This is a genomic window from Hydrogenophaga sp., from assembly GCF_041633695.1.
GTDB lineage: Bacteria > Pseudomonadota > Gammaproteobacteria > Burkholderiales > Burkholderiaceae_C > Hydrogenophaga.
On sequence record NZ_JBFJMY010000074.1, the window covers coordinates 1 to 13,784 of the forward strand.

A 13,784-nucleotide genomic window follows, 5' to 3' on the forward strand; every position below is an offset into this window, starting at 1 on the left:
CCGTCTATTTGCCCCATAGCCGGGCTATGGGGCTGCACATCCGGCAAAAACTGTCCTCGCTGGGGGCGATTTTCGCTTTCGACGCCTTCTGCCGCGCAGGCTCCTAGGAGCCTGCGCTGGTCTTCAACCCGCGCGCAGTTTTTGCAGTTCGGCCTCGGCCACGTCTTGCCGCACGGCGCCTTGGGCCACCAGGATGCGGGCCAGCGCGTCGATCTCTTCGCCCACGGCCCCGGCCATCATGGCGATGTTCTGGGCGTGCAAGGCCATGTGGCCCTTCTGGATGCCGGTGGTGGCCAGGGCCTTCATGGCCGAAAAGTTCTGCGCCAGGCCCACGGCGGCGATGGTGCGGGCCAGGGCTTCGGCGGTGTTCACACCCAGCACCTTGAGCGCCACCTTGGCGCTGGGGTGCAGTTTGGTCGCTCCGCCCACCAGACCGACCGCCATGGGGATTTCAATCGAACCGGCCAGATCGCCCTGGGCCGTGACTTCCCAGGTCGACAGACTGGAGTAGCGCCCGCTGCGTGCCGCATATGCGTGCGCGCCGGCTTCCACCGCGCGGGTATCGTTGCCGGTGGCCATGACCACGGCGCTGATGCCGTTCATGATGCCCTTGTTGTGCGTGGCCGCGCGGTAGGGGTCGGCTTCGGCGAAGTGGTAGGCGGCCAGCATGGCGTCGCGCACTTCGGCGCCACCGATGTCGGCCAGGCGCCAGGTGCAGCGTGCACGCGCCAGGCGCCGGTCGGCCAGGTTGGACAGGATGCGCAGGTTGCTTTTGCCCTGCGTCCATTCGGCGATGCGCGGCGCGATGCGTTCGGCCATGGTGTTGACCGCGTTGGCGCCCATGGCGTCGCGCGTGTCCACGATCAGGTGCGTGACCACCATGGTGCCGCCGCGCGTTTCCAGCACCCGGACTTCGAGGTCGCGAAAGCCGCCGCCGAGTTTGACCAGGATGGGGTCGCAGGCGTTGCACAGCTCGCGGATGGTGTCTTTTTTCTCCAGGATCTGCAGGCGCGCATGCTGCGGGTCGGTCACGTGCGTGAGCTGGATCTGCGCGATCATTTCGGTGCCCGACATGGAGGTCGTGAAGCCACCGCTGTCGTAACACTGGCGCGCCGCGTTGCACACCGCCGCCACCACCGAAGACTCTTCCGTGGCCATCGGAATCAGGCGGTCTTGTCCGTCGATCTTCATGTTGGTGGCGATGCCCACCGGGATGTTCATGGTGCCGATGAAGTTTTCGATCAGGTGGTCGGCCAGCTCGGCGGGCAGGTTGCCGGTGTTCTGCAACAAGGCCTGGTCGGCCTCATCCAGCCGCGCAAACTGCGCCACGCTGGCGATGCGTTGGGCCACGTCGAACTTGTGGAAACCGCCGATGCGGCTGCTGGGGGCATGGGTGTCCATGGGGTGTCCTCTGAAAATGGAAGAAGGGGGCTTTAGCGCTCGGCCATCAGGCGCGGCAGGTAGGTGACCAGATCGGGGAAGGCGGCGCAGATCAGCAGGCCCACGAACTGCAGGATGAAGAAGGGAATCACGCCCTTGTAGACCAGGTCCATGCCGATGTGCTTGGGCAGCGTGCCCTTGATGTAGAACAGCGTGTAGCCAAAGGGCGGGCTGATGTAGCCCATCTGGATGGTGATGGCGTACAACACGCCGAACCAGAGTTCGTCAAAACCCAGCAGGCGCACGATGGGCAGGAACACCGGCACGGTGAGCAAGATGATGCCGAGCTCGTCGAGCACCGTGCCCAGGAACACCAGCAAGAGCATCATGGCGCCGAGGATCAACCAGCGGTTGACTTCCAGACCCTTGATGAATTCGAGCAAGGTGTCGGCGCCGCCCAGGCCGGTGAAGATCGCCACGTAGGCCTTGGCGCCGAGCGTGATCCACAGAATCATCGAGGTCGCCTTGAGCGAATCGACGCCGCTGGCACGCAGCATGTCCAGGTTGAGGCGGCGCTTGAGCAGGGCCGGGATCATGGCGCCGGCCACGCCGACCGCCGCCGACTCCGTGGGCGTGGCCACGCCAAAGAAGATCGAACCCAGGATCATCACGATCAGCATGGACGGAAAGGCCAGGGCCTTCAGGGCCAGCAGCTTGGTCTTGAGCGGCACCGACTGCATGTTCGGATCCAGCGGCACCCACTCGGGTTTCAACCAGCCCACGACCACGATGTAGGCGATGTACAGGCTCGCCAGAATCAGACCCGGCACCAGGCCGGCGATCAGCATCTGCCCGATGGAAATCTGCGCCGTGACCGCGTAGACGATGGTCAGCACCGAAGGCGGGATCAGAATGCCCAGCGTGCCCGAGGCGCAGATGGTGCCCAGTGCCAGCTGCGGTTTGTAGCCGCGCTTGAGCATTTCGGGCAGCGCCAGAATGCCCATGGCCGTGACGGCCGCGCCGACCACGCCGGTCATGGCAGCCATCACCACGCAGATGATGACGGTGCCGATGGCCAGGCCGCCTTTGATGCGGCCGAACCACAGTTCCATGGCGCGGTACAGGTCTTCGATCACCCCGGAGCGCTGCAGGATGCAGGCCATGAGGATGAACAGCGGGATGGCCAGCAGCGCCTCCGACTTCATGGTGTCGTAGATCTGCAGCACCAGCACGATGACGGCGTTGGGTTCCCACAGCGTGACGGTGAACAGCAGCGACAGGCCGCCCAGCACGAAAGCGATGGGTAGGCCGGTGAGCATGAACACGGTGAGGCTGCCGAACATCAGCAACAGAATGGTGTTGGCGCTCATGGGTGGGCCGCCTCGGTGGGGCTTTGTGCGGCCGTGTCGGGCGCGCGGAACAGCACACGCACGAATTCCACCAGCGCCTGCAACAGCATCAGCGCCAGGGCCAGCGGCACCATGACTTTGGCCGGCCAGATCGGCGGGTTCCAGGCCGAAAAGCTGGTTTCACGGTAAGTCCAGGCGCTGAACGCGGACGGGGCGCTGAAGTACAGCAGCACGGCACAAAAGAACACGATGATGGGGAAATTGATCAGGTCCAGCCGGCGCTGCCAGGCGAGACTGAGGCGCTGGCGCGCGAGATCCAGCGCGACGTGGCCGCGCAGGTGCAACAGGTAGGGGCCACCGAGCAGAAAGTAGGGGCCAAAGAGCAACACGGCCAGCTCCATGCCCCAGACGGTGGGCGCATTGAAGAGGTAGCGCATCACCACCTCGTACAGCATCACGGGAACCACGATCGCCATCAACCACACCGTGATCTGGAAGATCCAGCGGTTGAGGGTGGTGATGGCCGACGTGGCGACAGACAGCCAGGCAGGCATACAGACTCCAGAGGGGAAACGAAGGTGCAGGCCACCACACCGGCACGCCCGTGTTGGGCAGCGCCGGTGTGTGACCTCAGGGCATCAGGCCAGCAGGCCGAGCTCTTTCATGAAGGCGATCTGGCTGTCCAGGATCTTGCCCGCCAGGGCGTCGCCCTTGGTGGCGGTGCGCCAGGCCACCATGGCCTTGGGCCGGGCGGCGGCCACGTCGGCGGCGCTGAAGCGGATGATTTCGCAGCCCTTGGCCTGGTACTTGGCCAGCGCGATCGTGTCGTTCACCAGAATGTGCTGGCGCAGGGCCGATGAGACCTCGCGCGCCGCCACAGCCAGGGCCGCCTTGAATTCTGCTGGCAGCTTGTCGAACGCACCCCTGTTGGCCACGTAGGAGGTGGCGGTGGTGGGCTGGTGGAAGCCGGGCACGATCACGTACTTGGCGACCTCGGCCAGACCGGCTTCGAAGTTGGCGGTCAGGTCGCCCCGGTCGGCCATGTCGATCACGCCTTTGTCGAGCGCGGAGTACACCTCGCCGGTGGGCAGAGGTGTCACCGACACGCCCAGCGCGCCCATCACGGTCGAGGCCAGGCCGACGAAGCGGCCCTTCTTGTCGGCCAGGTCGGCGATCTTGCGGATCGGCACCTTGGAGTGCAGCGGCTCCTGGCCGTACACGGTGGGGGCGATGTAGTGCAGACCGGCCGGTGCGTAGGCCTGGCGCACCAGATCGAGGCCGCCTTTTTCGTAGAACCAGGCTTCGTAATCGTCGCTCTCGGCAAAGCCGAACGGGATGGTGCTGGTGAAGGCGAAGGCCGGAATCTTGCCGGCTTCGTAGCCGTCGAAGGTTTTCATCATTTCGAAGGCGCCGCCGCGTACCGCGTCAAAAGCCTGCGCAGCGGGCACGATCTGGCCGGCTGCGAACAGGTTGATCTTGAAGCGCCCGCCGGTGAGCTCGGCTACGCGGGCCACGAACTTTTCTTCGAACTTCTGGGGGGTGGTGCCACCGTCCCACAGCGCTTGCATGCGCCAGGTCACCGTGGCCTGGGCCTGGGCCGCCATGGGAACGGCTGCGCCTGCAACGGCCGCAGTGGCCAAGGTGGTCTTCAGAAAGCGGCGCCGTTGAACGGTCGAATCGGTCATGTGTTGTCTCCTGTTGGTATGGGTGCCTGCATGCGGCCATGCAGGCGGACTGTCCGCGCCGAAACGCGCCGGTGGGTGGCGCCGTGTTCCATCGCGACCGTGCAAGTTTACGAATAGACGGCAAACAATAAGGGTACAGTTTAGGCACAGTTGCGAAAACTGTATCCATTCAAACAGGGTGACACTTTGGCGTTCAAGGCATGAGCAGCAAAAACAACGATGGCGCTTCGCAGAACAAGGTCGAAAGCCTGGCTTTCAAGCTCGCCCAGGCGATCGACCAGGGCGCCTTGCCGGCGGGCACACGCCTGCGTTCGATCCGCGACTGTGCCGACAAGGAAGGGCTGGGCCGCAACACGGTGGTAGAGGCCTACAACCGGCTCATTGCCCGGGGCTATGCCGAAGCGCGCCCCGGCTCGGGCTACTACGTGCGCAAACTGCCCAGCCACCGTACCCACGCGACGGCGCCGCACGTCACCGAGGCGGTGGACGTGGTCTCGCTGTTGCGCGAGCAACTGGAACAGCACTACGAACTGCGGGTGGGCGACGGTCGTCCACCGGCTTCCTGGATGGAGGCGTCGGAGCTGGGTGGGCACTTGCGCCGTGCCCGCAGCGGTGCGGTGGCGGAGATGGACCATGGGTACGGTTCACCCTGGGGCTATCTGCCGCTGCGGGAAACCATTGTGCGGCTGCTGAACGAGCGCATGGTGCACGTCAGTCCGCGCCAGGTGTTGCTCACACAAGGCGCCAACCACGCGCTGGACCTGATCATCCGCCACCTGCTCGATGCCGACGACACCGTGCTGGTGGATTCGCCGGGCTACTACCCCTTGTTCGGCAAACTCAAGCTGGCCAAGGTACAGATGGTGGGTGTGCCCCGGCTGGCCGATGGGCCGGATCTGGATGCGCTGCAGGCTTTGCTGGAGGAGCACCGGCCCAAGGTGTTTTTCACCCAGTCGCTGGCGCACAACCCCACCGGCGGATCGTTGTCGTTGCCCAAAGCGCACCGCTTGTTGCAGCTGGCTGCGCAGCACGATTTCCTGATCGTGGAAGACGACCCGTTCGCCGATTTGTTGCCCGCCTCGGCGCCCAGGCTGGCCGCGCTCGACCAACTGGAACGGGTGGTGTACGTCAGCAGTTTCTCCAAGACCTTGTCCGCCGGTTTGCGGGTGGGCTACATCGCGGGCGCGGCCGACCGCATCAGCGCCTTGTGCGATTTGAAGATGCTCACCATTGTTTCCACCTCCGATTTTGTCGAACGGGTGGTCTGGCAGTTGGTGTCTGGCGGCCAGTACCGGCGCCATCTGGCGCGCCTGAAGGTGCGGTTGGAAGAAGCCCATGCCTTGGCCTTGCAGTCGCTTGCCGCCATCGGCGTTGCGCCCGAGCCAGGGCATACCGGCGGTTACTACCTGTGGGTGGAGTTGCCGCCGCCGCTCACCGAAATGGCCTTGGCACGCAAGGCCGCCGCCAACGGCATTTTTCTGGCACCCGGTGCGGTGTTCTACCCGAACCGCGCCGGCGGCAAGCCCGCCATGCGGGTCAACGTGGCCTATGCCAGCGACCCGCGCTTTCTGCGGTTCATGCGGGTAGCGTGGCGGACCGGGGGCTGAAGCTGCGCACCGCGTGTGCAGCGGGACTGTGGTGTTGCAAGGCTTCTGAGGCGCGGTGTCAGTACACCAGTTTGGGGCGGCCGCAGCTCACCGAAAGCACTTCCACATCGGTTTCCCCCAGGCTCAGACCCAAGGTGTTCAACAGGTTTTCGAAGACCGCAGAGAGGCTGCTCAAAGCGGGGTCGATCAAAGCGATCACCATGTCCAGGCTGGCACCCAGAAGCTTGTTGCCGTTGGCCAGGGTGTGGTCGCGGATGTGGGCCACCCGACAAGCGCGCACGCCGCTCGGCAGCAGCGCGAGATTGCAGCTGATGTCCGCCAGCGGATCGAGCAAAACGCTGTCAAGCAATCCGCCCACGCTGTTGAGTACGCCACCCAGCAGACCAGAGAGCCCACCGCTGTTGATGCGTTGCGAGAGCGGCACCAACAAGTCGGCCGAATCCTGCAAACCCTGGTGGACTTCTGTGATGCTGCGGCCACGGCCCCCGTTGCCGTTGCCGACCAGGCTGGTGGCGAGTGCATCGCGTTGCGCGTAGCTGGCAGCCACGCCTTGTCCCAACACGTCGCCCAGAATACCGACGGTCACCGCGTCGGCGAGGTTGCTGGCGGCCTGGTTGAAGCTCAACGGCGCAGCGCCCACCGTGGCCTGGTGCGTGCCGTCGGGTGGGTCCGATGGTTCGTTGAGCGACCCGGTGCTGACCACCGATGGCGCTGGCAGCAAAGGCAGGCCGACCCGCGCGCCGAGCGGCAACTGGCCGAGCACATTCAGTACCTTGTGGCGCCGCACACCGTCGGCTGCGTCCGGCACCTGGCCGCTGCTGTCCGGGGCGCAGCGGTTGTTGGCGGAGAAGAAATGGGCGTTGTTGTTGTCGCTGTCGCTGGTCATGTCGTGGAAGCGGCCCATGCAGAGATTGACCGCAGACGACGACACGGCAATGGTGGCGTTCTGGCGAGGCGACTGGCAGTCGATGGCGGTCAGTTCACCGCTGGACTGCGCCAGCTCCACGATGATGGGCAGGTCCAGGCTGGTGCCGAACAAGTCGAGCACCGCACCCAACAGCGGGACGCCGTTGGAATTGACGCGCACGTAGCTGCGGATCTGCGCGGTGCGGGCGATGGTGCCGACCCCACCGATGCCGATCGTCGGGGGCTCCACCACGGTGACTTTGACCGCGACACCCAGCAGGGGAACGCTGAGCGCGGGCATGTCGATGAAGTGGGAACCGTTGGCCACCGCCAGCGACGTGCTGACCAGGCTGAGCACATCGACACGGGCGTCGAGGGCTGCTATACCGGTATCGTCCAGGCCCACCAGAATGCCGGCCAGGTTGGTGGTGCCGAAAAGCGGAATGCGGGTGTTCAGCGTGTCGCTGTTCAGGTGCTGGGTCAGATGCTCCAGCAGCAGCACCTGACCCAATACCGTTGGACCTTGTGATTGCAGCGAGACCAGCGTGGCGTTCAGCAGGTTGCCCAGCGTGAGGTCGCGAACGACCGCCAAGGCATTCAGTGTTCCCACGTCGATATCCGCACTGACGGGTACGTTCAACGCGGCCAGCAGACCCGCCCCCGTGATGCTCGCGTTTTTCAGGCCCTGGTAGCTCAGTATGTCGGTGTCGCTCAGGCCGACACCCAGGGTTTTCAACATGCTGGGCAGCAAACTGTCGGATTGCAGGCGCAACAGGCGCGAGCCCACCGAGAAGGCCGCCACCGGGGAGTCGATCGCGGCCACCGCTTCCACGCCGATGGTGCGCGCGATGGTGGGCATGGGCAGCAGGGGTGGGGGCGTCACCAGAAAGCCCACGCGCACCGCATTGAACGGGGTCTGGCCCGCGACAAAGTGCGATGGACCGGCATGGGCCGGGTTCCAGTTGCCGCAGCCGGCGACTGGTGTGAAGCCGCTCAGGTTCAAGCTGGCGTTGCTCAGGGCTGCGGCTTCGGCGGCGGTGCAGTCGTTGGGCTGCACATGGGGCGCCGCAGCGAGCGACGAGAGGTCGGCGGTTTTCTGCATGTCCCGCTTCAAGTAGAAGAGGTAGCCCAGATCCAGACCCACCAGCAAAACGACCGCCAGCGAGAGGGCGACGGCCGCGTTGATCAAGATCGATCCGCGCTGGGCCAACCGGGTGGGATGGGCGCGCCTTCCCATCGGTGGGGTGGCGGTGAGCGGGTATTTCATGGTTGCTCCAGCGCCACTGTGGCGCGGCTGCGCAGGGTGTCGGGCATCCAGCGGCTGGTGTCGAGCAAAGGCATGGTCGGCAACACCCGGTTCTGGCTGTAGGGGTAGGCCACCGTCACGTCGGCGCGGCTACCGGCTTGCCCTGCAACGCCCTGCGTCAGCACGGTCACGGTCACGGCCTGGTCCAACCAGTTCAGGCGTTGTTGTTGCGTCGCGTTGTGGGCTGGTGGCGCCACCAGGGACTGGGACAGCGAGTCCAGCACCACGGCCCGCACGCGGCCCTCGTCGACCAAGGCCGCCACGGGTAACAAGGCCACGGCGCGTGCGCCGTCTTCCGCCGACCGGGCCACGACTTGTTGTGTGTACAGCACCGCGCCAAAGGTGGCGATGCCGTACAGAAAGGCCATCAGAACCAGCGCCACCAAGGCAAATTCGATCGCCGCCACGCCACGGCAAGCCTGGCGGGAGGCATGGCGCAGGACGTGGCGTGCGGCTCGTTTCACAGCGCTCTTCCATCCAGCAAGATGCTGGCCCGTCCGACCAGGGTTTCGGGCATGAAGATGCCAAAACCGGGCAGGGGAGGCGCGATCGGTTGCTGCGCATAGGGGTAGGAAACCGTCACGTTGATCGTGCAGCCGGGGTCCAGATTGGCACCGCAAGCCACGGTACCCGAACCGTCGCTGCAGGCGCCTCCGAGCAAGCAGACCTGGGCCGACACGGTGGGGGCAAACGGGAGCCAGGTCACCAGGCCCGTGGTCTTGGTCTGTGCCGCCTGCAGGCGGGCGGGCAACTGGCTGCCGGCCACCACCTGGTAGCGCAGGCCGGCACGCGCACCTTCTTCGGCAGCGTTCTGCAGGCCCAGGCGCAGGCCGAACGCGATGCCGTAGCTGAGCAAGGCGTAGAACAGCGCAAAGAACAGCGGGAACACGATGGCGAACTCGACCGCATACGCACCGCGCTGCCGGGCTGCGAGAGACGGTTGCGGTTTCATGACCGGGTCACCAGGTCGGGTGTTGACGGGATTTACTGCGAGGCGCCGCCGGATTTGGTGTCACCCATGCGGGAGCGAAACCACTCGGGCACCGGGCGTTCAAAACTTTGCAGGTAGCGCTGGTGGCTGAGCGCGGCGACGCTGCCGTCGATAGGCCGGTCCACGGCGGATGCCTGGCTGCCCTGGCGCTGTTGCGCCAGCAGCGAGCGGGTGGCGTCGCCAATCCGCAGCGGCGGCGCGGCGATCGAAGCCTCCGTGGCGTTTGCGCGGATGTCCACCGCGGGTGTGTGCTGGGCCCACAAGGGCGAGTTGCCCAGCAGGAGCGGCGCAAGGATGAGGGCAGCGTGGGTGGTTTTCATGGCGGAATGCTCCAGGTTGGACAAGCGGGTGTCAGCGGGCGGACTCGGCGGACGGTTCGGTCGTGACCTGGGTGACGCGGACCGGGCCGAGTTCCTGGGCGCTTTTGAGCCGGAGCTGCGCTGCGGGCATCGCGGGTGTGCTCTGGGGATTGAGCGTCTGTGCCAGCTGTTCGATGGCCTGGCGCGCCTCGGCGCTGAAGCGGCCCTGGTCCATCACGCGCCGGGCCTGATCGGCCTGCCCCACCACCAGAAAATACAGGGCCAGGTTGCCCGCGACCTTGGGGTTGCCGGGCAACAGTTGCGTGGCTTGCATCAGCGGCAACTGGGCGCCGTCGAAGCGCACCGCCATCAGGTGCGCATAGCCCAGGTCGTTGAGCAGCATGCCGTCGGTGGGGCGCAGCTGGCGCGCCTTTTCAAGTTGTTCGATGGCCTGCGGAAAATGCTGCTGGTTGCCGGCCAGCAGTCCGAGACCCCGGTAGGCCGCCGCACGCACCGGCGTGTCCAGCAACTTCAGGTACAAGGCTTCGCTGGCGGGCCATTGCCCGGTCTGGCGCAGGGCATCGGCTTTCAACAGCCGGGTCTCGGGCGAAGCACCGAACTTTTGTTCCATGGCATCGATGTGGGCCAGGGACGCGAACCACATGCCGTTGCCTTGCATCTGCTGCACCAGCGAGAGGTAGGTCGGCAGCGTTTCGAGCGTGGACTCGGCGGCCGGGTCGGCCGGCGGATTGCCCGCAGCCGGCGGTGGTTCGGCCATCGCACGGGTGGCTGGGGCCGCGCAAGCGCCAACCAAGAAGGCGCTGGCGCACAGCAGCAGGGCCAAGTGCAGGGAAGGGGTTTTCATCGGATCATGCTCCCAAGAGAACGCATGACGGCCAGCAAGCCGGGGCCGGCTGTGATGACCATCAGGGCGGGCAACAAGGTGGTCACCATCACGACCGTCATCTTGACGGTGATGGTGCCCACCCGCTTCTTCATGTCGGCTTTGCGGTGCACCCGCAAGCGCTCGCTGAACTGGCGGATCGGTTCCTGGATCGCGCCACCGTGTTTGTCCACCTGCAGGATCAGCGCCACAAAGTCGGACAGGTGCTGGTTGCCGTGCAGGCTGGCGATGCGCTGAAACGCGTGTTCCCGGCTGCGTCCCTGTGTGTATTGGCGGTTGGCGCGTGCCACTTCGTGGCTCAACACCGGCAGCACACCCTGGAATTCGTTGGCCACGACCTGCAGGCTCTGGTCCAGGCTCAGTCCCACACCTTGCAGCAATCCAAGCAAATCGACAAAAAGCGGCAGCTCACGGCCCACCCGGCGTCTGCCGCGCGAGGCGGTGGCTTGAAGCACCCATTTGGGCAGCATGAAACCCAGCACCAGGGCGAAGGTCGGAGCCAGATAATTTTCCGGGCTGTTGCGGCTGACATCGACGACCGTCAGGCACGCGATCAGCGGCAAGCCCACCGCGAGCAGCACGCGCGACAGCAGCAGCGCGATCTCGGCGCACACCGGTGACACGCCCGACTGCTGGATCAGGTGGCGGTCCTCGGCGGCCACCAGCACCCGGGCGGCCCGGTTGTCCAGCCATTGCGAGCGCAGGCGCTCGTTGCGTGCCGCAGCCGGGTCGACCGGGGCGTCACCCGCGCTGAGCCGTGCGCGTGGGCTGGTCTGCTGCAACGCGTTCTGGATCGTTCTGCCGTTGCGGGCGCGGTGGGACTGCCCGCACCAGAGAAGGGCCGCCGCCAGCAGCGTGGCCAACGCCAGCATGCACAGGGCCATGGGGATAAGCGGGAGGGTGGTCATACCGGTTCACTCCAGGCGCGCAAGGCGGTACAGCAGGAAGACCCCGGCCACCTGCAAGGCCAGGGCAGAAAAAATCATGTGCTGTCCCGTGGCATCGTTCCACATGTGACCAAAATACGCGCTGTTGAGCACCACGATGGCCCCGCCCACAAACAGCGGCAGGAGGCTCAGAATCCAGGCCGACATGCGGATTTCGGAGGACATGGCCACCAGCTCGTGCTCCATTTCCTCGTGGTCCCGCATGAAGTGGGCGACACGCTCCAGCAGCACATCGGAGCGGCCACCGTAACGCACACCCAGACCGAGAATGGACGCCAGCAGGTACAGCTCATCGACACGGACCTTTTCGGCAATGTGTTGCAGCGCCTGGTCGATGTTGCGGTCGGCACGCACCAGGCTCATGGCGTTGTCCATGTGCAGGCGCAGCGGCGCTGCGCTCGCCGAAACCGCTTGCAGAAACGCCGACTGGGTGGAGTTGCCGGTGCGTATGAGCCGCACCATCACATCCAGAAAACCGGGCAACTGGCGCACCAGCTGTGCGCGCATTTTTTGCAGCCGCAGCCAGGTGACGAAGGTGGTGGCGAGCAAACCGAGCGCCAGCAGGCCCAGGGCGCTGAACCAGTTGGCCAGCAAACCCACCAGCAGGCACACCGTGGTCAACAGCGTCAGACCGCCCAGGACCTGCTGCGACGTCAGTGCGCCGAGCAGCCATTCGGGCAGCGCAACGGTTTCCGCTGTGCGCGTGGTGGTGGGCGGTGTCCTGGACGTGGGGTTGCCAAAGCGCAGGTCGTTGGTTTTGGAGCTGGCTTCCAGCGCCATGCGTTTGGCCAGAGTCTGGTTGGCCACTTGGCGTGCTTTGCGCCGGTTGGTGAGGTCCCACAGAAAAAGACCCGAGCCGGCCAGCACCAACGCGGCGCTCATCAACAGCCATGCGCTACTGAACATGGCGGTACTCCGGGATGTGGCGTTGCAGGGCCTGGCGGAAGCGCGCGATTTTCGAGGAGTGGGGTGTCAGGCCCAGCGAGACCCAATGGTCTTTTTCTTCGCCGTCGGGCTGTGTCAAGGGTTCGTAGCGGAACATCTCCTGCATCGCCACGGTGTTGTCGTTGAGGCCGGTGACCTCGCTGATCGACACGATGCGCCGGGCCCCGTTGGGCAGGCGTGCGATCTGAACCACAAAGTCGATGGCGTTGGCGATCTGGCGGCGCAGGCTCACCTCGCTGCCTTGGTAGCCGGCAAAGCCAGCCAGCATCTCCATGCGGTACAGGCATTCGCGCGTTGAGCTCGCGTGGATGGTGCCCATGGAGCCATCGTGGCCGGTGTTCATGGCCTGCAGCATCTCAATCACTTCGCCGCCGCGCACCTCGCCCACGATGATGCGGTCGGGCCGCATGCGCAGGCTGTTGCGCAGCAGATCGCGGATGGCCACGTGGCCAGCACCTTCGTAGCTGCCGGGGCGGCATTCCAGGCGGACCACATGGGGGTGGTTGAGCGCGAGCTCGGCTGTGTCTTCGATCGTGACCACACGCTCGTTCTCGGGCACAAAATTGGCCAGGGCGTTCAGCAACGAGGTCTTGCCCGAGCTGGTGCCGCCGCTGATCAGGATGTTGCAACGGGCCCGCACCGCCAGTTCCAGCAGCTCGCCCATTTTTTCGTCGAAAGTGCCCAGTTGCAAAAGATCTTCGGGCGTCAACGGGTCTTTGCGGAACTTGCGGATCGAGACCGCCGGACCGTTGATCACGAGCGGCTCGATCACCACGTTGATGCGACCGCCATCGCTGAGCCGGGCGTCGACCATGGGGTTGGATTCGTCCAGCCGGCGCCCGAGCGGCGCCAGGATGCGCCGCACGATGCGCATCAGGTGGTCGTTGTCGGTGAAGTTCAGCACTTCCTTGTTCAGCACGCCGTGTCGCGACACATAGACCTGCTTGCTGCCGTTGATCAGGATGTCTTCCACAGCGGGGTCGTGCAGCAGATCCTCCAGCGGGCCAAAGCCGACAAACTCTTTGGTCAAGGCATCGGCCACGATTTGTGTTTCGTGGTTGTTGATGGGCACCCGGTGCTGCTTGACCAGACTTTCGCACTCCAGATTCACGAACTGCTGGATGCCCTGGTGCGACCAGTGGCCGAACTCAGCCCCCATTTCCTCGATGCGGGTCAACAGGTGCTCATGGAGGAAGGCCTTGATCGACTGGAACTCTTCAGAGTGTTGAAAGGCTTTGCTGTCATCGGAAAATTCGAGATCTAAGGACATGTGGCGGCCTTCGTTCAGACGGTTTTCTTGCTCAACCATTGCGGCAGGCGCTGGGTCCAACCCATGGTGTCGCGCTCTGGGTTCGCCTGCTGGCCCGGCTTTCTGGGTTGCAGGTCCTGGATCAGGGGCTTGAGCGCTTGCACATACGCGTCGTTGCGGGCGCTGCGGTAAATCAACTCCCCTTTGTTGGCGGCC

The 13,784-nt window shown here is 65.1% G+C and carries 14 protein-coding genes; 1 reads left to right on the plus strand and 13 read right to left on the minus strand.

The genetic code is table 11. The annotated features are described in order from the left end of the window. Nucleotides 1–123: 123 nt before the first annotated feature. The 4 genes from ABYB95_RS06715 to dctP all read right to left on the minus strand — a co-directional run bounded on the left by ABYB95_RS06715 (nt 124) and on the right by dctP (nt 4,414). On the minus strand, nt 124–1,401 hold the full coding sequence (locus ABYB95_RS06715) for a hydroxymethylglutaryl-CoA reductase, degradative (RefSeq protein WP_372657706.1): 1,278 nt from the start codon (nt 1,399–1,401) through the stop codon (nt 124–126). Between the two features lie 32 nt (nt 1,402–1,433). Then, on the minus strand, nt 1,434–2,750 hold the full coding sequence (locus tag ABYB95_RS06720) for a TRAP transporter large permease subunit (RefSeq protein WP_372657707.1): 1,317 nt from the start codon (nt 2,748–2,750) through the stop codon (nt 1,434–1,436). Continuing rightward, a complete protein-coding gene (locus ABYB95_RS06725; RefSeq protein WP_372657708.1) occupies nt 2,747–3,283 on the minus strand; it encodes a TRAP transporter small permease subunit in 537 nt (178 codons plus the stop codon). Before ABYB95_RS06725 ends, ABYB95_RS06720 begins: the two co-directional genes overlap by 4 nt. Nucleotides 3,284–3,367: 84 nt before the next feature. Continuing rightward, nucleotides 3,368–4,414 carry a TRAP transporter substrate-binding protein DctP gene (gene dctP / locus ABYB95_RS06730; RefSeq protein ID WP_372657709.1) on the minus strand — a complete coding sequence of 349 codons (1,047 nt, stop codon included), beginning with the start codon at nt 4,412–4,414 and terminating at the stop codon, nt 3,368–3,370. 200 nt (nt 4,415–4,614) lie between these two features. Between dctP and ABYB95_RS06735 the strand changes: the two genes are divergently transcribed. After that, entirely contained in the window at nt 4,615–6,021 is a 1,407-nt protein-coding gene (locus ABYB95_RS06735) for a PLP-dependent aminotransferase family protein (RefSeq protein ID WP_372657710.1), read from the plus strand. A 58-nt stretch (nt 6,022–6,079) separates the two neighbouring features. Here ABYB95_RS06735 and ABYB95_RS06740 read toward each other — a convergent pair whose 3' ends face one another. The 9 genes from ABYB95_RS06740 to ABYB95_RS06780 all read right to left on the minus strand — a co-directional run. Further along, nucleotides 6,080–8,194, minus strand: a complete 2,115-nt coding sequence (locus ABYB95_RS06740) for a pilus assembly protein TadG-related protein (RefSeq protein ID WP_372657711.1) — start codon at nt 8,192–8,194, stop codon at nt 6,080–6,082. Beyond that, nucleotides 8,191–8,697 carry a TadE/TadG family type IV pilus assembly protein gene (locus ABYB95_RS06745; protein WP_372657712.1) on the minus strand — a complete coding sequence of 169 codons (507 nt, stop codon included), beginning with the start codon at nt 8,695–8,697 and terminating at the stop codon, nt 8,191–8,193. The genes ABYB95_RS06740 and ABYB95_RS06745 overlap by 4 nt, the downstream gene beginning before the upstream one ends. After that, nucleotides 8,694–9,185, minus strand: a complete 492-nt coding sequence (locus tag ABYB95_RS06750) for a TadE/TadG family type IV pilus assembly protein (RefSeq protein ID WP_372657713.1) — start codon at nt 9,183–9,185, stop codon at nt 8,694–8,696. Before ABYB95_RS06750 ends, ABYB95_RS06745 begins: the two co-directional genes overlap by 4 nt. Nucleotides 9,186–9,217: 32 nt before the next feature. Next, nucleotides 9,218–9,544: a DUF3613 domain-containing protein gene (locus tag ABYB95_RS06755; protein WP_372657714.1), complete on the minus strand. Its 327-nt coding sequence runs from the start codon at nt 9,542–9,544 to the stop codon at nt 9,218–9,220. A gap of 31 nt (nt 9,545–9,575) precedes the next feature. Continuing rightward, entirely contained in the window at nt 9,576–10,388 is an 813-nt protein-coding gene (locus ABYB95_RS06760; RefSeq protein WP_372657715.1) for a pilus assembly protein, read from the minus strand. After that, complete coding sequence (locus ABYB95_RS06765; protein ID WP_372657716.1) at nt 10,385–11,335, minus strand: type II secretion system F family protein; 951 nt, start codon at nt 11,333–11,335, stop codon at nt 10,385–10,387. The genes ABYB95_RS06760 and ABYB95_RS06765 overlap by 4 nt, the downstream gene beginning before the upstream one ends. A gap of 6 nt (nt 11,336–11,341) precedes the next feature. Next, a complete protein-coding gene (locus tag ABYB95_RS06770) occupies nt 11,342–12,280 on the minus strand; it encodes a type II secretion system F family protein (protein ID WP_372657717.1) in 939 nt (312 codons plus the stop codon). Next, the gene (locus ABYB95_RS06775; RefSeq protein ID WP_372657718.1) at nt 12,270–13,589 is read right to left on the minus strand and encodes a CpaF family protein; all 1,320 of its coding nucleotides are present in this window, start codon (nt 13,587–13,589) and stop codon (nt 12,270–12,272) included. Before ABYB95_RS06775 ends, ABYB95_RS06770 begins: the two co-directional genes overlap by 11 nt. Before the next feature lie 14 nt (nt 13,590–13,603). Continuing rightward, a partial coding sequence (locus ABYB95_RS06780; protein WP_372657719.1) for a hypothetical protein occupies nt 13,604–13,784 on the minus strand: 181 nt, incomplete at its 5' end.